Origin of the sequence: Streptomyces sp. BBFR2, from assembly GCF_044497305.1 — a bacterium.
In the GTDB taxonomy this organism is placed as follows: domain Bacteria; phylum Actinomycetota; class Actinomycetes; order Streptomycetales; family Streptomycetaceae; genus Streptomyces.
The window spans coordinates 1,403,177-1,426,424 of the sequence record NZ_CP172415.1 but is presented as its reverse complement, the minus strand read 5'-3'; the positions used below and the strand labels follow the sequence as shown (position 1 = coordinate 1,426,424).

At 72.1% G+C, this 23,248-nt stretch carries 13 protein-coding genes; 11 read left to right on the top strand and 2 right to left on the bottom strand.

The window, feature by feature from the left end:
* Positions 1-47 precede the first annotated feature (47 nt).
* From ACGH2B_RS04915 to ACGH2B_RS04890, 6 genes are all read left to right on the top strand, one after another.
* Entirely contained in the window at positions 48-2,183 is a 2,136-nt protein-coding gene (locus ACGH2B_RS04915) for a flotillin family protein (RefSeq protein WP_399084643.1), read from the top strand.
* A 124-nt stretch (positions 2,184-2,307) separates the two neighbouring features.
* Positions 2,308-7,221 carry a DNA repair ATPase gene (locus ACGH2B_RS04910; protein ID WP_399084640.1) on the top strand — a complete coding sequence of 1,638 codons (4,914 nt, stop codon included), beginning with the start codon at positions 2,308-2,310 and terminating at the stop codon, positions 7,219-7,221.
* A gap of 139 nt (positions 7,222-7,360) precedes the next feature.
* On the top strand, positions 7,361-9,412 hold the full coding sequence (locus tag ACGH2B_RS04905; RefSeq protein ID WP_399084637.1) for an APC family permease: 2,052 nt from the start codon (positions 7,361-7,363) through the stop codon (positions 9,410-9,412).
* Positions 9,413-9,548: 136 nt separating this feature from the next.
* The gene (locus ACGH2B_RS04900) at positions 9,549-10,877 is read left to right on the top strand and encodes a class I SAM-dependent RNA methyltransferase (protein ID WP_399084634.1); all 1,329 of its coding nucleotides are present in this window, start codon (positions 9,549-9,551) and stop codon (positions 10,875-10,877) included.
* Positions 10,878-11,546: 669 nt separating this feature from the next.
* On the top strand, positions 11,547-12,959 hold the full coding sequence (locus ACGH2B_RS04895; protein ID WP_399084631.1) for a glycosyl hydrolase family 8: 1,413 nt from the start codon (positions 11,547-11,549) through the stop codon (positions 12,957-12,959).
* Between the two features lie 188 nt (positions 12,960-13,147).
* Complete coding sequence (locus ACGH2B_RS04890) at positions 13,148-14,233, top strand: aldose epimerase family protein (protein ID WP_399084628.1); 1,086 nt, start codon at positions 13,148-13,150, stop codon at positions 14,231-14,233.
* 324 nt (positions 14,234-14,557) lie between these two features.
* Here the strand turns inward: ACGH2B_RS04890 and xylB are convergent, their stop codons facing one another.
* Positions 14,558-16,057, bottom strand: a complete 1,500-nt coding sequence (gene xylB / locus ACGH2B_RS04885) for a xylulokinase (RefSeq protein ID WP_399084625.1) — start codon at positions 16,055-16,057, stop codon at positions 14,558-14,560.
* A 203-nt stretch (positions 16,058-16,260) separates the two neighbouring features.
* Here xylB and xylA point away from each other — a divergent pair, with 203 nt between their 5' ends.
* Both xylA and ACGH2B_RS04875 read left to right on the top strand, forming a co-directional pair.
* Positions 16,261-17,430 carry a xylose isomerase gene (xylA, locus tag ACGH2B_RS04880; RefSeq protein ID WP_399084622.1) on the top strand — a complete coding sequence of 390 codons (1,170 nt, stop codon included), beginning with the start codon at positions 16,261-16,263 and terminating at the stop codon, positions 17,428-17,430.
* A gap of 87 nt (positions 17,431-17,517) precedes the next feature.
* The gene (locus ACGH2B_RS04875) at positions 17,518-18,777 is read left to right on the top strand and encodes an ROK family protein (RefSeq protein WP_399084619.1); all 1,260 of its coding nucleotides are present in this window, start codon (positions 17,518-17,520) and stop codon (positions 18,775-18,777) included.
* Between the two features lie 164 nt (positions 18,778-18,941).
* Here ACGH2B_RS04875 and ACGH2B_RS04870 read toward each other — a convergent pair whose 3' ends face one another.
* Positions 18,942-20,003, bottom strand: coding sequence for a LacI family DNA-binding transcriptional regulator (locus tag ACGH2B_RS04870; protein ID WP_399084616.1), 1,062 nt, complete (start codon positions 20,001-20,003; stop codon positions 18,942-18,944).
* 150 nt (positions 20,004-20,153) lie between these two features.
* Here ACGH2B_RS04870 and ACGH2B_RS04865 point away from each other — a divergent pair, with 150 nt between their 5' ends.
* From ACGH2B_RS04865 to ACGH2B_RS04855, 3 genes are read left to right on the top strand one after another with little or no spacing between them, the layout of a single operon-like run.
* Positions 20,154-21,458 (top strand): ABC transporter substrate-binding protein, encoded by a 1,305-nt coding sequence (locus ACGH2B_RS04865; protein WP_399084613.1) that lies wholly within the window; start codon positions 20,154-20,156, stop codon positions 21,456-21,458.
* 17 nt (positions 21,459-21,475) lie between these two features.
* Complete coding sequence (locus ACGH2B_RS04860) at positions 21,476-22,423, top strand: carbohydrate ABC transporter permease (protein ID WP_399084610.1); 948 nt, start codon at positions 21,476-21,478, stop codon at positions 22,421-22,423.
* The gene (locus tag ACGH2B_RS04855) at positions 22,423-23,241 is read left to right on the top strand and encodes a carbohydrate ABC transporter permease (protein WP_399084607.1); all 819 of its coding nucleotides are present in this window, start codon (positions 22,423-22,425) and stop codon (positions 23,239-23,241) included. Before ACGH2B_RS04860 ends, ACGH2B_RS04855 begins: the two co-directional genes overlap by 1 nt.
* Positions 23,242-23,248: the final 7 nt, after the last annotated feature.

Genomic DNA, 23,248 nt, shown 5'->3' with positions numbered 1-23,248 from the left:
GGTCCCGTCACGTCGTCACCCTCCCGAATCGACACAGGGATTTATCGATGGATGCCCTCACCATAGGAATCGGCGTAGCTGTCGCCGTAGCCGTCCTCCTCGTGCTGGTCGCGGTCTTCGCCGTCACCCGCCTCTACCGCAAGGTCCACCAGGGCCAGGCGCTGATCGTCTCCAAGTACCGCAAGGTGGAGGTGACGTTCACCGGTGCGGTGGTGCTGCCGGTGCTGCACAAGGCCGAGGTGATGGACATCTCGGTGAAGACCATCGAGATCGGCCGCACCGGGCACGAGGGCCTGATCTGCAAGGACAACATCCGCGCCGACATCCGCATCGCCTTCTTCGTCCGCGTCAACAAGACGAAGGAGGACGTCGTCAAGGTCGCGCAGGCCATCGGCACCGAGCGGGCCAGCCACGACACCACCCTCCAGGCGCTGTTCGCCGCGAAGTTCTCCGAGGCGCTCAAGACCGTCGGCAAGCAACTGGACTTCCAGGACCTGTACACGATGCGGGACGAGTTCCGGGACCGGATCATCGCGGTCATCGGTACCGACCTCAACGGCTACAGCCTGGAGGACGCGGCGATCGACTATCTGGAGCAGACGCCGCTGTCGCAGCTCGACTCGGCCAACATCCTCGACGCGCAGGGCATCCGCAAGATCACCGAACTCACCGCGATCGAGCACGTCCGCACCAACGAGTTCCAGCGCAACGAGGAGAAGGAGATCACCCGGCAGAACGTCGACGCCCGCGAGGCCGTCCTCGAACTCCAGCGGCGCCAGGCCGACGCGGAGATCAAGCAGCAGCGGGAGATCGAGATCGTCCGGGCGAAGGAGGAGGCCGAGACGGCGCGGGTGCAGGCCGAGGAGCGGCTGCGGGCCCAGTCCGCGCACCTCAAGACGGAGGAGGCGCTCGGCGTCCAGAACGAGAACCGCGAGCGGGAGATCGTGGTGGCGGTCAAGAACCGGGAGCGGATCGTCGCCATCGAGAACGAGCGCATCGAGAAGGACCGGCTGCTGGAGGTCATCGCCCGGGAGCGGGAGACGCAACTGACCCGGATCGCCGCGGACAAGGAGGTCGAGGCGGAGAAGCGGGAGATCGCCGACGTCATCCGCGAGCGCATCGCCGTCGAGAAGACCGTCGCCGCGCAGGAGGAGGAGATCAAGAAGCTGCGCACCGTCGAGGAGGCGGAGCGCGAGCGGCAGTCGCTGATCATCCGCGCCGAGGCCGAGGCGCAGGAGCGGCTGGTCAAGGACATCAAGGCGGCCGAGGCGGCGGAGGCGGCGGCCACCCACCGCGCCGCCGAGGAGATCACCCTCGCCGAGACCCGCCACAAGACCGCCGAACTGGACGCCCGGGCCAAGATCCGGCTGGCCGAGGGCGCGCAGGCCGAGGCGGCGGCCGCCGGCCTCGCCGAGGTGCAGGTCCGCGAGCGGAACGCCGAGGTCATCGAGCGGTCCGGGCGCGCCGAGGCCGAGGCCGCCGCGGCGCTGCTGCGGGCCGAGGCGGACGGCGCCCGCGCCAAGGCGCTCGCCGAGGCCGAGGGGACGACCGCGCAGGCGCACGCCGACGCCGTCGCCATCGGCGAGAAGCTGAAGGCGGAGGCCGCCGGGCTCACCGAGAAGGCCCGGGCGATGGCCGCGCTGGACGCCGCGAGCCGGGAGCACGAGGAGTACCGGCTGCGGCTCGCCGCCGAGAAGGACATCCGGCTCGCCGACATCGAGGTGCGGCGGCAGGTCGCCGAGGCACAGGCGACGGTGCTCGCCACCGGACTGGAGAACGCCCGGATCGACATCGTCGGCGGCGAGAGCGCCTTCTTCGACAAGGTCGTGGGCTCCATCGGCACCGCCAAGGGCCTCGACGCCCTCGTCGACCGCTCCGAGACGGTCCGTACCGTCGCGGCGCCCTGGCTCGACAAGGAGCACTCGACGTTCACCGGGGACCTCGGCGCGATGCTCGGCGGACTCGGCGCCGCCGGACTGCGCGACCTCACCCTCGCCGCGGCGCTCGGCCGGCTGATCGCCGGCGGCGGCCCGCAGGCCGCACCGCTCCAGGGCCTGCTGGACGCGGTCCGCGCCAACGGACTGGACGGTCTGCGCCTCGGCGACCTCGGCGGCCTCGCCGCACCGGCCGCCGCACCCGACGGCCCCACCGCCGTGAACGGCTCCGCGGCACCGGTCGCGTAGCCCGCACGGGGCAGGCGGACGGGGCGCGCGCACGGGGCCGGCCCCGTCCGCCCCTACGACGTCAGCAGCCCGGTGGCCCGGCAGCGGTGCCGGGCCACCGGGAGAGAACCGGGGAGAGCCGAGAGTGAACACCGACAGCGCGCAGCACACACCGGACACCGCGCCGGGCGTCCCGGCGGACCGCGGGCCGGACGTCTCGCCCGGCGACGGCACGTACGAGGTGCTGCGCGACCGGCTGCTGGCCGCCGCGGGGGAGCTGGCCGAACGGGCCCGCGCCCTCAACGCCCGCCGCACCGAGGAGTTCGGCGGCGCGGGCCTGGAACTGCGCGCCACCGGGCAACTGGAGAGCGCCGCGCCCTGCCTGCCCGGCGACGTCGTCGAGGTCGGCGGCCATCTGCTGTTCGGCCACCACCCGCCGGCCACCACCGCCGAGCCAGGACCCGATGACGTCTTCGCGCTGTACCGCCGCGACGGCGACGCCCTCGCCCCGGCCGCCCCCGGCGCGCTGCCCGGCCTCCTCGACGACCCGCGCTTCCGCCGCGACCTCGCCGGACTGCACCGCTACTACCGTCAGGCCCGGCTGTGCGAACTGCGCCGCACCGATTCCCTGCTGCTCGCCGTCTTCCGCACCGGCCGGCGCCCCGGCGACCTGCGGGCGCTGCGCTGGCGGATCGCCGCCGACGGCACCCCCGCCTACCTCGACGACAAGGGCGAACGCGACCTCACCGACCCGCCGGCCCACGACGTCGTCTGGACCGCCGCCACCCGCGAGGACCACGTCACCGGACGCCATCCGCACCTCGCCGTCCAGGGCGCCGTGTACGTCTCCGTCTCCGGCGGCCGTCTCACCCTCAAGGCGGAGAACGACACCACCACGCCCGACGGCATCCACTCCGAGCCCGTCGACGAACCGCTCCAGTCGCTCGCCGACGCCGAGGTGGAGCACGCCCGCACCGGCCCGCTGATCCTGCTGCGCGTCCGCCCGTACAACGAGGAGACCGTCCGCTGCCTCGTGTACCACACCCGCACCCGTACCGCGCGGCGCATCGACGCCGTGGGCCGGGCCTGCCGCGCCCTCCCCGACGGGCAGGGCCTCGTCTTCCCCGGCGGCTACCACCTCGCCACCGGCGCCACCAAGCTCTTCGGCACCGCCGCCGACGGCCTGGAGTTCGCCCGCGCGGTCCGCTCACCCAACGGCGAGGACGTCCTCTACGTCTTCCGCCGCCCCGCCGACGGCCACACCCTGCTGCTGCCGTACAACGTCATCCGCGAGGAGGCCGCCGCCCCGCTCACCGGCCGCGGCCACGCCCTCTTCGCCGACGGCACCCTCGCCGTGCTCCGGGCCACCGGCACCGAGGCGGCCCGCGTCCACCCGCTCCAGGTCTGGCAGACCCCCTTCACCTCCGACGCGTACGCCGCCGCCCGCCCGCAGGGCGACGGCCCGCTCGCCCGCGTCGGCAACGCCGGACTGGTCTCCGGCATCGCCGATCTGCTCGGTGTGGCCCGGATGGCCGCCGAGAGGGAGCCGTCCGCCGCCGTCTACGACGCCCTCGCCGCGGCCGCCACCCGCGCCGCCGACACCCACCACTGGCTGGCCGACCCCGATCTCGGCGCGCCCGCCGGACCCCTCGCCGACGTCCGCGAGACCGCCACCCGGGTCGTCGAGGAGTACGCCCGGGTCACCGCACTCCGCGAGAGCGCCGCCGAGCAACTGGCGCGCGCCACCGCCGAGACCACCGCCCTGGTCCGCCGGATCCGCGGCGAACAGCCCGAGGACACCGCAGCCTGGGCCGGGCACCTCACCGCACTGCGCCGCGCCCAGGGCCGCCTGGAGTCGCTGCGCGAGGTCCGCTACACCGACCTCACCGCACTGGACGCGCTCGCCGCCGGTCTCACCGACGACCTCGCCGCCACCGCCCGCCGCGCCGTCACCTTCCTCGCCGCCGACGACGCCTTCGCCACCACGCACCGCACCGTCGCCGCGCTCACCGACGAGGCGTCCGCCCTCGCCACCACCGCCGACGCCGCGGCCCTGACCGCCCGGATCGACGAGGTCGCCGAGGGCCTGCGCACCGTCACCGACACCGTCGCCACCCTCGACCTCGACGACACCACCGTCCGCACCGCCGTCCTCGGCCGCGTCGGCGACGCCCTCGGCGCCGTCAACCGCGCCCGCGCCGCCCTCGACGCCCGCCGCCGCACCCTCGCCGAGGCCGAAGGCAGGGAGGAGTTCGCCGCCCGTCTCGCCCTCCTCGGCCAGTCGGTCTCCGGCGCCTTCGCCGACGCCGCCACGCCCGAGGAGTGCGATACGCGACTCGCCGCGCTGCTCCTCCAGGTGGAGGACCTCGAAGCGCGCTTCGGCGGGCCCGACGGCGGCGCCGACGATGTGACGGACGCCCGCCTCGCCCGGATCGCGGAGCGGCGCGACGAGATCCACGAGGCGTTCGCCGCCCGCAAACAGGCCCAGCTCGACGCCCGCGCCCGCCACACCGACCGGCTCGCCGAATCCGCCGACCGCGTCCTTTCCACCGTCACCCGCCGCGCCCGCGCGCTGACCGCCGCCGACGACATCCACGCCTACTTCGCCGCCGACCCGCTCGTCGCGAAGGTCCGCGCCACCGCCGCCGAACTGCGCACCCTCGCCGACCCGGTACGCGCCGGCGAGCTGGAGGGCCGCCTCGCCGCCGCCCGCCAGGAAGCCGTCCGCGCCCTCCGCGACCGCGCCGACCTCTACGACACCGAGGGCACCCTGCGGTTGGGCCGCCACCGCTTCGCCGTCAACACCCAGCCCCTCGACCTCACCCTCGTCCCGCACGGTGACGGCCTCGCCTTCGCCGTCACCGGCACCGACTACCGCGCCCCGGTCGACGACCCCCGCCTGGCCGGCGACCGTGCCTTCCGGGAGTTCCGCGACGAGCCCCTCGCCTCCGAGTCCCCGTCCGTCTACCGCGCCGAACACCTCGCCGCCCTCCTCCTCGACCACGCCGAACGCGGCCACGACGGCCAGACCCTGGACGCCCTGTACGCGGCGCGCGCCGACGGCACCCTGCCCGACCTGGTCCGCGCCGCCGCCCAGGCCCGGTACGACGAGGGGTACGACCGCGGCGTCCACGACCGGGACGCCACCGCCGTCCTCGACGCCCTGCTGCGGCTGCGCGCCGACGCCGGACCGCTCCGCTTCACCCCGCGCGTCCGCGCCGCCGCCCAGCTCTTCTGGCAGCACGGCGCCGGTCCCGCGGCCCGCGCCGCCTGGGCCACCCGCGCCCGCTCGCTGGCCCGCGCCCGCGCCCGCTTCGGCCGCGCCGACGGCACCGACGCCCTCGCCGCCGAGCTGACCGGCGCCGCCACCGCCTTCCTGACCGCCACCGGCCTGCCCGGCCCGGCGTCCCCCGGGCCCGGCGGCGCCCCGGACGGTGCCGCCGCGTCGGATCCCGCCCCCCTCGGCACGTACCTCGTCGAGGAGCTGGCCGAGGGCAGCCCCCGCTTCGCCACGGGCGCCGCCGCCCGCACCCTGCTGACCGGCTTCCACCAGGCCCTCGGCGGCCCCGGCTCCGCCGCCGTCGAGGAGTACGCCGACGACCTGACCGCCCTCGGCGGTGACCTCGCCGCCCGCCACCAGCTCGTCACCGCCTGGCTCGGCGGCTACGCCGGTGCCGCGCACCCCGACCTCCCCGAAGCCGCCGCCATCGAACTCTGCGGCCCCGACCTGCCCCGCCGCCCCGTCGACGCCCCCGTGACCTGCGCCGTCGACGGCCTCCTCGGCAGCCACCCGGCCCTCACCGACGGCACCCTCCCGCTCCGCCTCGACGAACTTCTCGACCGCACCCGCGCCTTCCGCGCCCACCGTGTCCCCGCGCACCGCGCCTACACCCGCCACCGCGCCGCGCTCCTCGACGCCGAACGCCACCGCCTGCGCCTGGACTCCTACCGCCCGCAGGTCATGCCCGCCTTCGTCCGCAACCGCCTGATCGACGAGGTCTACCTGCCGCTCATCGGCGACAACCTCGCCACCCAACTCGGCACCGCGGGCGCCGGCCGCCGCACCGACAGCCAGGGCCTGCTGCTCCTGCTCTCCCCGCCCGGCTACGGCAAGACGACCCTGCTGGAGTACGTCGCCGCCCGCCTCGGCCTCGTCCTCGTCAAGGTCGACGGGCCCGCCCTCGGGCAGCACACCACCTCCCTCGACCCGGCCGCCGCCCCCGACGCCGCCGCCCGCCGCGAGGTCGAGAAGATCTCCTTCGCCCTGGAGATGGGCAGCAACGTCCTCCTCCACCTCGACGACATCCAGCACACCTCGCCCGAACTCCTCCAGAAGTTCATCCCGCTCTGCGACGCCCAGCGCCGGATGGAAGGCGTCCGGAACGGCGAGGCCCGCGGCTACGACCTGCGCGGCAAGCGGTTCGCCGTCTGCATGGCCGGCAACCCCTACACCGGGTCCGGCCGCCGCTTCCGGCTGCCCGACATGCTCGCCAACCGCGCGGACGTCCACGACCTCGGCGACGTCCTCGCGGGCAAGGAGGAGCTGTTCGCCCTCTCCCACATCGAGAACGCGCTGACCGCCAACCCGCACCTCGCCCCGCTCGCCACCCGCGACCGCGCCGACACCGACCTGCTCGTCCGCCTCGCCCGCCGCGACCCCACCGCCCACGCCGACCGCCTCGTCCGCCCCTACGCCCCCGCCGAACTGGAGCAGCTCCTCGCCGTACTGCGCACCCTGCTGCGCGTGACGGAGACCGTCCTCGCCGTCAACCGTGAGTACATCGACTCCGCCGCGCGGTCCGACGCCACCCGCACCGAGCCGCCGTTCCTCCTCCAGGGCTCGTACCGCAACACCAACAAGCTCGCCGCCCGGCTGGTGCCCGTGATGAATGACACGGAGACCGAGGCGCTGCTCGACGACCACTACCGCGCCGAGGCCCGGACGCTCACCGGCGGCGCCGAGGCCAACCTCCTCAAACTCGCCGAGCTGCGCGGCCGCCTCACCCCCGGGCAGGCCCGCCGCTGGGCCGAGATCAAGCGGACGTGGCGCACCGGCTGACCCCGTACGGGCCCCCGTGGGGGAGATGTGCGCGTCCGGTGAACACCCTGGGACGGCGCTGTGCCACCCGCCACCCGCCGCTTCCGCGAGGCGGGTGGCGGGTGGGCCGCGCCCGCGGCGAAGGCTTAGCATCCTCTCCGTGTCCAAACTGACCGACGTGCCCAAACGCATTCTCATCGGGCGCGCACTGCGCAGCGACAAGCTCGGCGAGACCCTTCTCCCCAAGCGCATCGCCCTTCCCGTCTTCGCCTCCGACCCGCTCTCGTCCGTGGCCTACGCCCCGGGCGAGGTGCTGCTGGTGCTCTCCGTGGCGGGCGTGTCGGCGTACCACTTCAGCCCGTGGATCGCGGTCGCCGTCGTGGTGCTGATGTTCACCGTCGTCGCGTCGTACCGGCAGAACGTGCACGCCTACCCGAGCGGCGGCGGTGACTACGAGGTCGCCACCACCAACCTCGGACCCAAGGCGGGGCTGACCGTCGCCAGCGCGTTGCTGGTCGACTACGTCCTGACCGTCGCCGTCTCCATCTCCTCCGGCATCGAGAACCTCGGCTCGGCGATCCCCTTCGTCGTGGAGCACAAGACGCTCTGCGCGATCGCCGTCATCGTGCTGCTGACGCTGATGAACCTGCGCGGCGTCAAGGAGTCGGGCAAGCTCTTCGCCATCCCGACGTACGTCTTCGTCGCCGGCGTCTTCCTCATGATCCTCTGGGGCGTCTTCCGCGGGGTGATCCTGGGCCACGGCATGAAGGCGCCCACCGCCGACTACACCATCCACGCCGAGAACGGCGGACTGGCCGGCTTCGCGCTGATCTTCCTGCTGCTGCGCGCCTTCTCCTCCGGCTGTGCGGCGCTCACCGGCGTCGAGGCGATCTCCAACGGCGTCCCGGCGTTCCGCAAGCCCAAGTCGAAGAACGCCGCCGCCACCCTCGCCCTCATGGGCGGTCTGGCCGTCACCATGTTCTGCGGCATCATCGCGCTGGCCATGACCACCGGCGTGAAGATGGCGGAGAAGCCCGCCACCGACCTGCTCGACCACGGTCACCCGGTCGGTTCCGGATACACCCAGAACCCGGTCATCTCGCAGGTCGCCGAAGCGGTCTTCGGCAAGGGCTCGTTCCTCTTCGTGATCCTCGCGGCGGCGACCGCGCTGGTCCTCTTCCTCGCCGCGAACACCGCCTACAACGGCTTCCCGCTCCTCGGCTCGATCCTCGCCCAGGACCGCTACCTCCCCCGCCAACTGCACACCCGCGGTGACCGCCTCGCGTTCTCCAACGGCATCGTGCTGCTCGCCGGCGCCGCCGCCGTCCTCGTCTATATCTACGGCGCGGACTCCACCCGGCTGATCCAGCTCTACATCGTCGGCGTCTTCGTCTCCTTCACGCTCAGCCAGATCGGCATGGTCCGGCACTGGAACCGCCATCTGCGCACCGAGAAGTCCCCGGCGGCCCGCAACCGCATGCACCGCTCCCGCGCGATCAACGCCTTCGGCGCCACGCTGACCGGTCTGGTCCTCGTCGTCGTGCTGCTGACGAAGTTCACCCACGGCGCGTGGGTGGCCCTCCTCGGCATGGTCATCTTCTTCGTCACGATGACCGCGATCCGCCGCCACTACGACCGGGTCTCCGAGGAGATCGCCGCCGCGGACGCTCCCGACGACGACGTGGTCCGCCCCTCCCGGGTGCACTCCCTCGTCCTCGTCTCCAAGGTCCACAAGCCGACCCTGCGGGCCCTGAACTACGCCAAGCTGATGCGCTCCGACACCCTGGAGGCGGTCAGCGTCGACGTCGACCAGGCGGACACCAAGGCGCTGCGCGCCGAATGGGAGCGCCGCGGCATCGAGGTCCCCCTCAAGGTCCTCGCCTCGCCCTACCGCGAGATCACCCGCCCCGTCGTCGACTACGTCAAGACGCTCCGCAACGAATCCCCGCGCGACGTCGTCTCGATCTACATCCCGGAGTACGTCGTCGGCCACTGGTACGAGCACCTGCTCCACAATCAGTCCGCGCTGCGCCTCAAGGGGCGGCTGCTGTTCACCCCCGGCGTGATGGTCACCTCCGTCCCCTGGCAGCTCGACTCCTCCGAGGCGGCCAAGAAGCGGGCCCGCCGCCGCGCCGAGTGGAACGCGCCGGGCGCCGTCCGCCGCGGTCCGGTCAGCCCGCCGAAGAAGGACAAGGCCGCACCCCGCAAATGAGCGAGGCCGTGCCGGGCGCGCGCGAGGCGCCCGGCACGGGGCACGGCACGGCGGCACGTAGACTCGAAGGCTGTCGTCCGCCGTACCCGGCCGCGGCCCCGCCGCGCCGGTCCCACCCTTTGGAGCTTCGCCCGCCATGCAGACAGAACCCGAGAAGTCGCTGGTCGGCGAGGAGTACGAGGTCGAGGTCGGTCCCGTCGCCCACGGCGGCCACTGCATCGCCCGCACCGACGAGGGCCAGGTCCTCTTCGTCCGCCACGCCCTGCCCGGCGAGCGCGTCACCGCCCGCGTCACGGAGGGCGCCGAGGGCGCCCGCTTCCTGCGCGCCGACGCCGTGGAGATCCACACCCCGTCCAAGGACCGCGTCGAGGCGCCGTGCCCGTTCTCCGGCCCCGGCAAGTGCGGCGGCTGCGACTGGCAGCACGCCGCGCCCGGCGCCCAGCGCCGCCTCAAGGGCGCCGTCCTCACCGAACAGCTCGCCCGGCTCGCCGGCCTCACCCCCGAGGAGGCCCGCTGGGACGGCACCGTCGCCCCCGCCCCCGGTGACAAGGTCGCCAAGGGCGAGGTCCCGGCCTGGCGCACCCGCGTCCAGTACGCCATCGACGCCGACGGCCACGCCGGTCTGCGCAAGCACCGCTCCCACGACGTGCAGCCGGTCGACCGCTGCCTGATCGCCGCCCCCGGCGTCACCGAACTCGGCATCGAGAAGCGCGACTGGCCGCAGATCGCCACCGTCGAGGCGATCGCCGCCACCGGCTCCAGCGACCGGCAGGTCGTCCTCACCCCGCGCCCCGGCGGCCGGCTGCCCATCGTCGAGCTGGACAAGCCGGTCTCGGTTCTGCGGATCAACGAGAAGGACGGCGGCGTCCACCGCGTCCACGGCCGCCCCTTCGTCCGCGAACGCGCCGCCGACCGCACCTGGCGCGTCGGCAACGGCGGCTTCTGGCAGGTCCACCCCATGGCCGCCGACGTCCTCGTCGAGGCCGTGATGCGGGGCCTGATGCCGAAGAAGGGCGACACCGCCCTCGACCTCTACTGCGGCGTCGGTCTCTTCGCCGGCGCGCTCGCCGAACGCGTCGGTGACAAGGGCGCCGTCCTCGGCATCGAATCCGGCAAGCGCGCCGCCGAGGACGCCCGCCACAACCTCGCCGACCTCGACCGCGTCCGCATCGAACACGGCAAGGTCGAGCAGGTCCTGCCCCGCACCGGCATCACCTCCGCCGACCTCATCGTCCTTGACCCGCCCCGCGCCGGCGCCGGCCGCAAAACCGTCACCCACCTCGCCTCCCTCGCCCCCCGCCGCCTCGCCTACGTCGCCTGCGACCCCGCAGCCCTCGCCCGCGACCTGGCCTACTTCCGCGACGCCGGCTACGTACCCCGCCGCCTCCAGGCGTTCGACCTGTTCCCGATGACGCATCACCTGGAGTGCGTGGCGATCTTGGAGAAGGCGGGCAAGGGGGCCTGACCTGCTGTTTCTCTGAGTGCGCACCAAGGGTGTCACCTGCGCCGGGCGCGATGTCCTGACCTGTGTCCGCCGCACGTGACGCATGCGTGACGCACGGAGAGGGCGATTTCCGATGGGGCGTCATGCCTGATTGGCGACTGCCGGGCGGACCCTCAGACGTGTGGCGGTGGGCGCCGTGAAGGGGCGGGGATCGGCCGGCCCGGCCCGGCGTCCCGCAGGTCGCCATCGGTATCTGTAGGGAGGCTCCCGGTCGCCCCCTTGCCCTGAAGGGGGCGCGGCGGCAGGGCGACCCGCATGGTGAAAGCGGAGCGGTCGGGCCTTCTGGGTGATCCGCCCGAGGGGCGTGCCCCGGTGCTCCGCCTGGAGGGTGTCGGGCCGGTCTCGTTGCCGCGGTGTCGCGACCGATGTGGCGGGGGAGTTGCGGCGATGTTACCGGCACTGTTTCGATCGGTGGGGCGGCAGTGCGGGCGCACATCGCTGCTGGTCGAGGGGGCCTGGCCGGCTACATGCCGTTTGAGCTGGGAATCTTTCAGTTGAGGAGGGTCGAAACTTTCGTAAACTAAATCGAATATAGGGATTGACCTGGGTTACGCGCAGGCTTCAGAATCGCTCGCGGCTGCCGGGATCTGGAGTCTGGACGGCCTTGCCGACCCCTCAAGGAGGAGAACGATGCTCTCCACCCACTCGCGTCGTGGCGCGCGCTCACATCGGATTCGCGTCGTCGCACCACTGGCCCTGCTGGCCCTGGGCGCGGGCCTGCTGTCGCCGGCCCTCATGACGACGTCTTCCGCCCAGGGTGCGACGCTCCTGCCGACGTCACAGGCGCCGACGCCCCCGGCCACGGGCGCGTACGCCAGCGGGAAGTACCGCAACCTGTTCAAGGAGTGGGACCCCGCCCTGACCGACGCCAAGGTCAACGCCAAGGTCAACGCGTACTGGGACGCCTTCTTCGGAAACACGGACGACAACCGCAGGCTCTACTACGCCGCCGGCTCCAACGGCAACGGGCCCCTGGCCTACATCAAGGACACCGGCAACGACGACGTCCGCTCCGAGGGCATGAGCTACGGCATGATGATCGCCGTCCAGCTCAACAAGAAGCCCGAGTTCGACGCGATGTGGAACTGGGCGAAGACGCACATGCAGCACAAGAGCGGTGCCCGTACCGGCTACTTCTGCTGGCAGGCCTCGTACACCGGCTCCTGCAAGGACGACAACCCGGCGACCGACGGCGAGGAGTACCTCGCCACCGCGCTCTTCTTCGCCGGCCACCGGTGGGGCGACGGCAAGGGCATCTACGACTACACGGGTGAGGCCAACCGCATCCTCGACGTGATGCTCCACAAGGAGGACATGAACGGCGGCGTCGTCGACGGCGTCACCAACATGTTCAACCGCACCCGCAAGATGCCGGTCTTCGTGCCCTACAGCACCGCCGCGCAGTTCTCCGACCCGTCCTACCACCTGCCCGCCTTCTACGAGCTGTGGGCCCGGTGGGCCGACGGCTACCAGGGCCGGCAGGCCGAGGACCGGCAGTTCTGGAAGGACGCCGCCCGGGCCAGCCGCGCCTACTTCACGAAGGCGACCCACCCCGAAACCGGCCTGAACCCCGACTACGCCGAGTTCAGCGGCGCGCCGAACAACACCGGCAACCACGGCGACTTCCGCTTCGACGCCTGGCGGACCTCGGTCAACTGGGCCGTCGACCACGCGTGGTGGGCTGCCGACCCCGCCGCGACGGCCCGCACCGACCGCCTGCAGAGCTTTTTCGTCTCCAAGGGCGCCGACGCCTACGTGAGCCAGTACTCCCTGGCCGGCAGCCCGCTGTCCGCCGACCGCTCCCCGGGCCTGATCGCCTCCAACGGCGCCGCCTCGCTCGCCGCCACCCACTCGCGGGCCTGGGGCTTCGTCGAGGGGCTGTGGAATCTCCAGCCGCCCACGGGCAAGTACCGCTACTACGACGGCCTGCTCAGCTTCATGGCCCTGCTGCACGCCAGCGGCAACTTCCAGATATACGGCCCCGGCGGCGACACCACCCACACGCCGGCGCCCCACGGGTCCGTTCGCCACCACCGCCCCTGACGCCCTCCGGTCTCACCGCCACCGTCGGAGCGGGACGGATCGCGCGCCGGCCCGGACGAACGAGGCCACGGCGCCTCCTGCACACCGCCTCGCACCATGCCCCCGGGGAAGGCTCCTTCCCCGGGGGCTTCCCATCGTCCGGGCGCCCACCGCGTCCGGGCGCCGCCCACTCGCCCGGAAACGCGAACATGACGACCGATCACCCTCACCGCACCCACCCGCCCGTCTCAAAACCCTTCGGCCGGCTGCCGGACGGCACCGAGGTCCGCCGCTGGTTCCTGGAGAACGGCGGGACGAGGCTCTCCGTACTCACCTACGGGGGCATCGTGCAGTCCCTGGAGACACCCGACCGGCACGGCCGGTACGAGAACGTGTCCCTCGGGTTCGACAGCCTCGACGGCTACCTCGCCTCCGACGGCTTCCTCGGCGCGCTCATCGGCCGCTACGGCAACCGCATCGCGAACGGCCGGTTCACGCTCGACGGCACCCGCCACTTCCTGTCCGTCGCCAGGGGCGAGCACACCCTCCACGGCGGCGCGAACGGCTTCGACCGACGGGTGTGGACGGTCCACGGATTCACCAGGGACGGCGACGTCGGCCTCGTCCTCACGCTGACCAGCCCCGACGGGGAGATGGGGTTCCCCGGAACCCTGCGGGTGCGGGTGCTGTACACGCTCACCCCGACCGGTGCCTGGCGCGTCGACTACGAGGCCGTCACGGACAGGCCCACCGTCGTGAACCTCACCAGCCATGTGTACTGGAACCTTGCCGGAGAATCCTCCGGGCCGGTCCTCGACCACGAGCTGTCGCTCACCGCGTCGCGGATGACCCCCGTCGGCACCGGCCTCATCCCGACCGGGCGGCTGGCGCCCGTGGCCGGCACGCCCTTCGACTTCCGCGAGCCCACACCCGTCGGATCGAGGATCGACGCCGACTCGCCGCAGCTCCGGCACGCGGGCGGCTACGACCACAACTGGGTGCTGGACAAGGGCGTCACGGCCGTGCCCGGGCCCGCGGCCACGCTGCGGGACCCCGGGTCGGGGCGTGTCATGCGGATCTCGACCACCGAACCCGGGATCCAGTTCTACTCCGGCAACTCCCTCGACGGCTCGCCCGTGGGCAGCGGCGGGCGGGCGTACCGGCGCCGCGACGGGCTGTGCCTGGAGACCCAGCACTTCCCCGACGCCGCCAATCGGACCGCGTTCCCCAGCACGGTGCTGCGCCCGGGCGAGACGTACCGGTCGTCCACCGTGCACTTCTTCGCCGTGACGTGAGGAAACCGCCCACCGGGGCGGCGAGGCGCCCGGCCCGGGGTTCCCGGCCGGGCGCCTCCCCGCGTCCCGCGGTGCGGACGGTCACCGGCGGCGGCCCTCGGCGAGCGCCTCGCGGACCGCCCCGGACGCCGGCCCGGCGGCGTACCACTCGCCCATCAGGTTCACCGCGCCCTGCCCGTCGAACGTGTCCGGCACCCACGCGTACTCGTCGGTGAACCGCCGGACGGTGGAGGACGCCTCCGTGCCGAAACCATGGCACGGGCGGAACAGAAAACTTTCGATCCCCGGGGGGCTGTGCCCATCTCGGATGTGACGACCCCGCTTTCAGCGGGCGTCGCGCAGCAGACCGGGTGCGCGGGGCGTACCGGACGCGTCGGCGAGCACGCCTTCGATGCGGTGCCAGGCGGCCTCGTCACGCTCGGTCGCGGGCAGTTCCTCTCCGCGACCGGCTCCCCACGCGGTGGCCACCCGCACCGGATCGTCTCCCCACGCGGCTCCCGCGGCCAGCGCGGCGGCGCCCGAGGCGACCAGTTCGCCGGCCGCCGGAAGGACCAGCGGCCGCCCCGACAGCCTGCGGATCGTCCCGACCCACGCGCGCCCCTTCGTCCCGCCGCCGATCAGCCGCAGGGGCCGCTCGCGTACCGCCGGGCCCGCCGGATCGAGGCCCGCCACGGCGTGGAGGTCGTCCAGGGCGCGCAAGAGGCTGAACGCCGCCCCCTCGTACGCGGCGCCGAGGATCTGCTGCGGCGTGGTGTGGTGGCGGAGCCCCGTGAGGACGCCGGAGGCGTGGGGGAGGTCGGGGGAGCGCTCACCGTCCAGGTAGGGCAGCATGACGGTCTGCCCGCCGGGCTCGGTGTCCTCGCGGTCGAGCCCGAAGAGGCCGGCGACCTTGTCGACCGCCAGCGTGCAGTTGAGCGTGCAGCCGAGCGGGAGGTACGTACTGTCGGCTCCGGCGAAGCCGGCGAGCCCGGCTGTGGCCGGCCGGGTCCGGGTCGCGGCGAAGACGGTGCCCGACGTCCCGAGGCTGATGACCGGGTGGTCGAGCAGGCCCTCGGCTCCCAGCCCCAGCCCCACGGCCGCCGCCATGTTGTCCCCGGTCCCCGCGGCCACCGCGATGCCGGGCCGCAGCCCCAGGAACTCGGCTGCCCGCACGGTCAGCGAGCCGACCCGCGTGGCCCCGCCCGCGGCGACCACGGGCAGCAGCGCGGCATCCAGGCCGATCAGCTCCAGCAGGTCGGGGTCGTAGGCGCGGGTCCGCGTGGAGTACCAGCAGGTGCCCGACGCGTCGCCCGGGTCGGTGGCCGCGGTGCCCGAGAGGCGCTCGGTGAGGAAGTCGTGCGGGAGCCGGACGGCCGCCGTGCGGCCGGCTGTCTCGGGCTCGTGCTCACGGAGCCACTGCCACTTGGTCGCCGTCATGGAGGCGACGGGAACGGACCCGGTCCGCTCCAGCCACGCGGCCGGGCCGCCCAGGGCCTCGGTCAGCGCGATCGCCTGCGGTGCGGAGCGCGTGTCGTTCCACAGCATCGCCGGCCTCAAGGGCCGGCCGGCGGCATCCAGGACCACCAGGCCGTGCTGCTGTCCGGCCACCGCGATGCCGACCACCGTGGACGGGGCGACTCCCGACTCGGCCAGGGCCGCGCCCGCGGACGCGCGCAGCGCCTCCCACCAGCTCTCGGGATCCGACTCGCGGATGCCGGCTTCGCCGTGCACGGCGTGCGGGGCGCGGCCGACGGCCAGGATCCGGCCGCTGTGGGCCTCGACGATCGCGGTCTTCGTGGACTGCGTCGAGCTGTCCACACCGAGGACTGCAGCAGAGGTCGGCACGGGGTACCTCGCACGGGAAGAGTGTTTGGAAGATGACACAACAAATTAAATTAAGGGCCTCTCATCGCCGCACGTCAAGGCTTTCCTGGAGTCGTTCGAGGCTCCGACGGAGGCGATGGAGGCTTGCCTCCCCCTCCGAGGTCGGATATTAGTTTTGTGGCACAACAAATCTGCGCCACGGCAACACGTCACGGGAGCACTCCATGTCGAAGCTCTTCACGCCCACCCCCGACGACCGGTTCACCTTCGGCCTCTGGACCGTCGGCTGGCAGGGTCGCGACCCCTTCGGCGACGCGACCCGGCCCGCCCTCGACCCGGTCGAGTCGGTCGAGCGGCTCGCCGAACTCGGGGCCTACGGCGTCACCTTCCACGACGACGACCTGATCCCCTTCGGCGCCCCGGAAACGGAGCGCGATGCCCTCGTCAAGCGGTTCCGCTCCGCCCTGGACCGCACCGGTCTGAAGGTGCCCATGGCCACCACCAACCTCTTCACCCACCCGGTCTTCAAGGACGGCGGCTTCACCGCCAACGACCGTGACGTCCGCCGCTACGCGCTGCGCAAGACGATCAGGAACATCGACCTCGCCGTCGAGCTCGGCGCCACCACCTACGTCGCCTGGGGCGGCCGCGAGGGCGCCGAGTCCGGCGCCGCCAAGGACGTGCGGGTCGCGCTGGACCGGATGAAGGAGGCCTTCGACCTGCTCGGTCAGTACGTCACCGACCAGGGCTACGATCTGCGCTTCGCCATCGAGCCCAAGCCGAACGAGCCCCGCGGCGACATCCTGCTGCCCACCATCGGCCACGCCCTCGCCTTCATCGAGCGCCTGGAGCGGCCCGAACTGGTGGGCGTGAACCCGGAGACGGGGCACGAGCAGATGGCCGGGCTGAACTTCCCGCACGGCATCGCGCAGGCGCTGTGGGCGGGCAAGCTCTTCCACCTCGACCTCAACGGGCAGTCCGGCATCAAGTACGACCAGGACTTCCGGTTCGGGGCGGGTGACCTGCGCCAGGCGTTCTGGCTGGTCGACCTGTTGGAGTCGGCCGGCTACACCGGCTCGCGCCACTTCGACTTCAAGCCGGTGCGCACCGACGGCTTCGACGGCGTCTGGGAGTCGGCGAAGAACTGCATGCGGAACTACCTGATCCTCAAGGAGAAGGCCGCCGCCTTCCGCGCCGACCCCGAGGTCGTCGCCGCTCTCGCCGCCTCCCGCCTCGACGAGCTGGCACAGCCCACCGCGGCCGACGGACTCGCCGCCCTGCTGGCCGACCCGACCGCGTACGAGACCTTCGACGTGGACGCGGCAGCGGCGCGGTCCATGGCCTTCGAGCGCCTCGACCAACTGGCCCTGGACCACCTGCTCGGTACGCGCTGACCAGCCGGGACAATCGAAGCCGAGGCAGGCCCTGAAGCGGAGCCGGCCTCGGCGTTCCCCGTTCAGCCGCCTCCCCGGGAGTCCACAGTGTCCTCAAGCGTCGGCAAGACGGCCCATTCCCCGGGCAGCCCGATGGACCAACTGGCGGTGCGGCGCGCCAACCTCGCTCTGGTACTGGCGGAGGTCCGGTCGTCCGACACCGCCTCCCGCGCCGCCGTGGCCCGGCGCACCGGTCTGACCCGCCCCACGGTCTCCAGCCTCGTGAACGCACTGCTCGAACTCGGCCTGGTGCGGGAGACGGACCTTCAGCAGGACGGTTCGGTGGGCCGGCCCGGACGGAAGCTCGAACTCGACGGCAGCACGGTCGCGGCTCTGGGCCTGGAGATCAACTCCCGGTACCTGGCGGCCTGCAGCGTCGATCTGGCAGGGCGCACGATCCAGGAAAGGCGGCTCGTCCACGACGGCGCCGGGGAGAGCGCCGACGACACGATCCGCGCCGTCGCTTCGCTCACGGCCCAGCTCATCGAGCATGCCGAACACTCCGGGATCCGTGTGGTCGGCGCGGGCGTCGCCGTACCGGGCCCGGTGGAAGTCGCCACCGGGCGGGTGCACGCCGCCCCCAATCTGCGCTGGAACGACGTGCCCGTCGCCGACCTGCTGCGCGCCGAGGCGGGACTGGCCGACGGCATGAGCGTCGTGGTCGACAACGAGGCGAACCTCGCCGCCCTCGCCGAGTGGGAGCAGGCGCATCCCGGCGTCAGCGACCTCATGTACGTGACAGGTGAGGCCGGTATGGGGGCGGGCATCGTCGCGGGTGGGCAGTTGCTGCGGGGCAGGTCCGGCTTCAGCGGTGAGCTGGGCCATGTGCAGATCGACCCGGCAGGAGTCCGCTGTGCCTGCGGGCGCACGGGATGCATGGAGACGAAGGTCGCGCTGCCCGCGGCCCTGGACCTGGCCGCGCCGGACCTCGCCCGGCCCGCGGCCGGCACCGCCGACCCGGCCTGGGGGCCGCAGGAGCAGACCGCGGAGCTGGCCCGCCGGGCAGCCGCGGGTGACTTCCGGACCCTGGCGGGCCTGGACGAGATCGGGCGGTGGCTCGGGACGGGGCTGTCCATCCCGGTGAATCTCCTCAACCCGGAGGTCGTCGTTCTCGGCGGCTACTTCGCCGCGGTCGCGCCCTATCTCCTGCCCGCGGCCATGCGGGAGATGAGGAGCCGGGTCGTGGCCGGTGACGCGGCGCTGTGCCGCGTCACCGGATCGGCGCTCGGCTTCACCGCCGCCGTGCGCGGCGCCGCCGGCGTCATCGTGAAGGAGGTGTTCGCCGACCCCACCCGTGTGGCCCGGTGATGTGCGGCCCGCGCCCGCCTGCGCGAGGTCGGGGTCCGTATCCGGGTGTCACCACCAGGCCGCCGTGCCCCACGCCGTCACGGCCGCGGTCGGGAACGGCGCGCCGCAAGACGTCGCGATCTCCACGGCGCGGAGGGGCCGGGCGCACCGGCCGGGCCGGATCGTCAGACCGCGTCGCGGGCGGAGGGCGGGGACGAGGCCGGCGCCGGCTTCTCGGGCGGCGGGGCCGTGCTGTTCCTGACGACGAGGCTGGTCGCGAGCTCCAGGCGGGTCACCGAGTGCTCCCCGGCGCGCAGGCGCAGCAGCATCTGCGCGGCCTCCTCGCCCATCTGACGGAGCGGCTGGTGGACGGTGGTGAGGGCCGGGCTCGACCAGCGGGCGATCACGACGTCGTCGTACCCGACCACGGACAGGTCCTCGGGGACGCGTAGTCCGCAGACCCGGGCGGCCTCCAGGACGCCGAGCGCCTGGAGGTCGCTTCCGGCGAAGACCGCCGTGGGCCGGTCCGGCAGGCGCAGCAGTTCCAGAGCGCGTGCGTAGCCGCCCTCGACGTGGAAGTCGCCGAAGCGGATCAGGGCCGGATCGACGGGGACCCCGGCCATGCCGAGGGCCGAGCGGTAGCCGTCGAGGCGCGCGAGGGAGCACAGGACGTCTTCCGGGCCCGTGATGATGCCGATGCGGCGGTGTCCGAGGTCGACGAGGTGGCGGGTGGCGGCGACGCCACCGGACCAGTTCGCCGAGCCCACGGAGGGCACGTCGGGTTCCGGGTCACCCGCCGGATCGACGATGACGAACGGGATGGAGCGGGACCCCAACTGCTGCTTGACCTCGTCGGGGAGCGAGGAGAAGACGAGCACGACGCCGATCGGGCGGCGCTGCAGCACGCCCTCGATCCAGTCGGCCGCCGGGGCGTGCCGGGTGCCGCTCTCCGTGAGGACCACGCTGGCGTGGTGGGCCTTGGCGAGGTTCTCCACGCCCCGGATCAGCTCCATGGACCAGACGCTGTCGAGTTCGTGGAAGACGAGCTCGATCAGGGGCGCTTCGCCGGCCGCGCGGGTGGTCCTGCGGTACGAGTGCGCCTCCAGCAGCGACTCCACCTTGCTCCGGGTGCGGGGCGAGACGTCCTGCCGTCCGTTGAGAACTTTCGAAACTGTCGAAAGTGACACCCCGGCCTTCTGAGCCACCTCAGCCAGGGTGATCCGCCTGTTCTCCTCGTCATCGCGCATTTGAGCAGCATAAAGCACACCTCTGGGCGCCCTTGGCGTCACGTTTCCGTAACGCGGTCGCAAGGGGTTGACCTGTTCGACGCCCCGGCTTAGCGTCCCGCACATGAAGTTTCGGAAACAGGGCCGAAACTCTTTCGAAAGGTGAGCGTGATGAAGCGACACGCACAGCTCCTGAGAACCGCTGTCGTCGGTGGAGCGTCGCTGGCGATGACCCTGTCCCTCGCCGCCTGCGGCTCCGGCGACTCCGCCGGCGGCGACCCGGGCACGATCCACGTCCTGGTCTACGGCGACGCGACGAACAAGGCGGAGAAGCGCCTCGTCGACACCTTCAACAAGACCTCGAAGATCAAGGCGATCCTCGACACCGTCCCGGGCGCCGACTACCAGTCCAAGCTGCAGACGATCATCAGCGGCGATCAGGCCCCCGACGTGTTCTTCAACTGGGGCGGCGGCAGCATCAAGCCGTACGCCGACGCCGGGATGCTGATGCCGCTCGACGGCTTCATCGCGAAGAACCCCAGGCTCAAGTCCGGCTTCCTGCCGTCGGTCTTCAACACCGCGGTCGTCGACGGCAAGCCCTACGGCGTCCCCATGCGGGGCACCCAGCCCGTCCTGCTCTTCAGCAACCGGAAGGTGCTCAAGGACGCGGGCGTCACCGCGCCGCGCACCTGGGAGCAGCTCCTGGCCGCGGTCAAGGCCCTGAAGGCCGAGGGCGTCACCCCGATCGCCCTGGGCGGCGGCGACAAGTGGCCCACCCAGATGTGGTTCCAGTACGTCTACGACCGGGTCGCCGGCCCCGGGCTCTTCGAGAAGGCCGCCAAGGGCGACAAGGACGTCTGGGCGAGCGCCGACAGCAAGAAGGCGCTCGGCATGCTCAAGGAGCTGATCGACGCCGGGGCCTTCGGCACCAACTACGACTCGGTCAAGTTCACCGACGGCGGCTCCCCCGCCCTGCTCGCCAACGGCAAGGCCGCCTTCGAACTCATGGGCTCCTGGGAGTACTCCACCCTCCAGGACGCCTACCCCGACTTCGTGAAGAACGACCTCGGATACGGCGCCTTCCCGACCGTGGAGGGCGGCAAGGGCGCTCCCGGCGACATCACCGGCAACCCCAACAACTTCTACTCCGTCCTCAAGACCACCAAGCACCCTGAGGCCGTCGCGGAGTTCTTGAAGCTCATGTACTCCGACGAGTTCGTCAAGGCCCACCTCGCCGTCGGGAACCTGCCGACCACCACCAACACCCCGAAATTCCTCGACCGGTCCGACAACCCGGAGTACTCGAAGTACCAGTACGACCTGGTGAAGAAGGCCCCCGCCTTCCAGCTCTCCTGGGACCAGGCCTTTCCGCCGGCCGCCACCACCACGCTCTACCAGGCGGTCCAGCAGTTCTTCAACGGACGGATGGACACCGACGCCTTCATCGCCGCCATGCAGAGCCTGCCCGCGGCCTGACCTCCGGAACGCCTGACATGACCACTTTCGCAGCTTCCGTCGCGGACAGCGGGAAGAAGACCCGGAACCGGAGGCGGCCCCGCCGCCCCGCCACCGGGGTGGGCCGCCCGGGCTTCGCCTGGGCGGCGCCCGCCGCCGTCTTCTTCGGCCTGTTCGCCCTCGTACCGCTCCTCCTGGTCGTCGTGCTCTCCTTCACCCGCTGGAACGGCCTCGGCTCGCCCGGGTTCGCCGGCCTGGAGAACTGGAACAAGCTCTTCGACGACCCCGTCATGGTCAAGAGCCTCTGGCTGAGCCTCGTCCTCACCGTCCTCGGCGTCGCCGTCCAGACCCCCATCAGCATCCTGCTCGGCGTCTGGGCCGCCGGCCACCAGCGCAACCGGGCCATCCTCTCGGCGATCTACTTCGTCCCGCTCCTGCTCTCCATCACCGCCGTCTCCGTCCTGTGGCGGGCCGTCCTCGACCCGAACTTCGGCATCCCCTCCCAGGCGAAGTGGCTGTTCGGCGACGGCAATCTCTTCGGCGGGCAGACCGGTGCCCTCGGCGTCCTCGTCTTCGTGAGCACCTGGCAGTTCACGCCCCTGCACACGCTGCTCTACCAGGGAGCCGCCCGGGCCATCCCCCAGGTGCTCTACCAAGCCGCCCAGATCGACGGCGCCGGGCGGGTGCGGCAGTTCTTCCACCTCACCCTGCCGCAGCTCCGCAACACCGTCGTGACCTCGACGATCCTCATGGTCGTCGGCGGCCTGACCACCTTCGACACCGTCTTGATCCTCACCCAGGGCGGCCCCGGAACCGACACCACGAACAGCGCCTACTACATGTACGAGAAGGCCTTCAAGAGCTTCGATTTCGGCATGGCCTCCGCCATCGCCCTGCTGCTCGTCCTGGTCGCCAGCATCGTCTCCCTGGTCATGGTCCGCCTCAGCGGCTACGACAAGATGCGCAGCACCATGGAGGGCGTGTGATGAGGAAACGCCCCAACTACCTCGCGGGCTTCGGATCGCTGGTGTGGCTGTTCGTCGTCGGCCTGCCGCTGTACGTCATGCTGATCGCCACCTTCCAGACCCGGGCGGACTACGCGGCGAACGGCCCTCTCGGATTCCCGACGCACTTCACGCTCGACAACTACCTCAACGACCTCAGCGACGGCTTCGCCCAGTACTTCCTCAACACGGTCGTCGTCACCGTGTGCGTGGTGGGCCTCGTCCTGCTGCTCGTACCGCCGCTGGCGTACGCGATCGTCCGCAGCGACGGAAAAGCCACCGGCAGGGTCTTCCGGCTCTTCCTGCTCGGCCTGGCCATCCCGTCCCAGGCCGTGATCGTGCCGATGTTCTACCTCATCAAAGAGGCCGGCCTCTACGACAACCTCATCGGCGTCATCCTTCCGACAACTGCCTTCGCCATGCCCGTCTGCGCCCTGATCCTCACCGGCGTCATGCGCGACATCACCTCCGAGCTGTACGAGGCGATGACCGTCGACGGCGCCTCCTCCTGGCGGATCTACCGCCAGTTGGTACTGCCGCTGTCCAAGGGCGGCCTGTCGACCGTCGTCGTCTTCTCCGCCCTCCAGGCATGGAACGGCTTCCTGTTCCCCCTCGTGCTCACCCAGTCCTCGGAGAACAAGGTCATCACCATGGGTCTGTACGACTTCCAGACCGAGCACGGCGTCGACATCCCCGGCCTGCTCGCCGCCGTCGTCCTGTCCATGCTCCCCATCCTGCTCGTCTATCTGTTCGCCCGTCGTGCCCTGGTCCAGGGCCTGATGGGAGTCGGAGGAAAGTGACCGCCCA

What these genes read in the sequence shown, in the direction of transcription:
- ACGH2B_RS04915 (WP_399084643.1), top strand. Translation starts at nt 48, where the DNA reads ATGGATGCCCTCACCATAGGAATCGGCGTAGCTGTCGCCGTAGCCGTC.
- ACGH2B_RS04900 (WP_399084634.1), top strand. Translation starts at nt 9,549, where the DNA reads ATGCAGACAGAACCCGAGAAGTCGCTGGTCGGCGAGGAGTACGAGGTC.
- ACGH2B_RS04895 (WP_399084631.1), top strand. Translation starts at nt 11,547, where the DNA reads ATGCTCTCCACCCACTCGCGTCGTGGCGCGCGCTCACATCGGATTCGC.
- ACGH2B_RS04890 (WP_399084628.1), top strand. Translation starts at nt 13,148, where the DNA reads ATGACGACCGATCACCCTCACCGCACCCACCCGCCCGTCTCAAAACCC.
- xylA (WP_399084622.1), top strand. Translation starts at nt 16,261, where the DNA reads ATGTCGAAGCTCTTCACGCCCACCCCCGACGACCGGTTCACCTTCGGC.
- ACGH2B_RS04870 (WP_399084616.1), bottom strand. Translation starts at nt 20,003, where the DNA reads ATGCGCGATGACGAGGAGAACAGGCGGATCACCCTGGCTGAGGTGGCT.
- ACGH2B_RS04865 (WP_399084613.1), top strand. Translation starts at nt 20,154, where the DNA reads ATGAAGCGACACGCACAGCTCCTGAGAACCGCTGTCGTCGGTGGAGCG.
- ACGH2B_RS04860 (WP_399084610.1), top strand. Translation starts at nt 21,476, where the DNA reads ATGACCACTTTCGCAGCTTCCGTCGCGGACAGCGGGAAGAAGACCCGG.
- ACGH2B_RS04855 (WP_399084607.1), top strand. Translation starts at nt 22,423, where the DNA reads ATGAGGAAACGCCCCAACTACCTCGCGGGCTTCGGATCGCTGGTGTGG.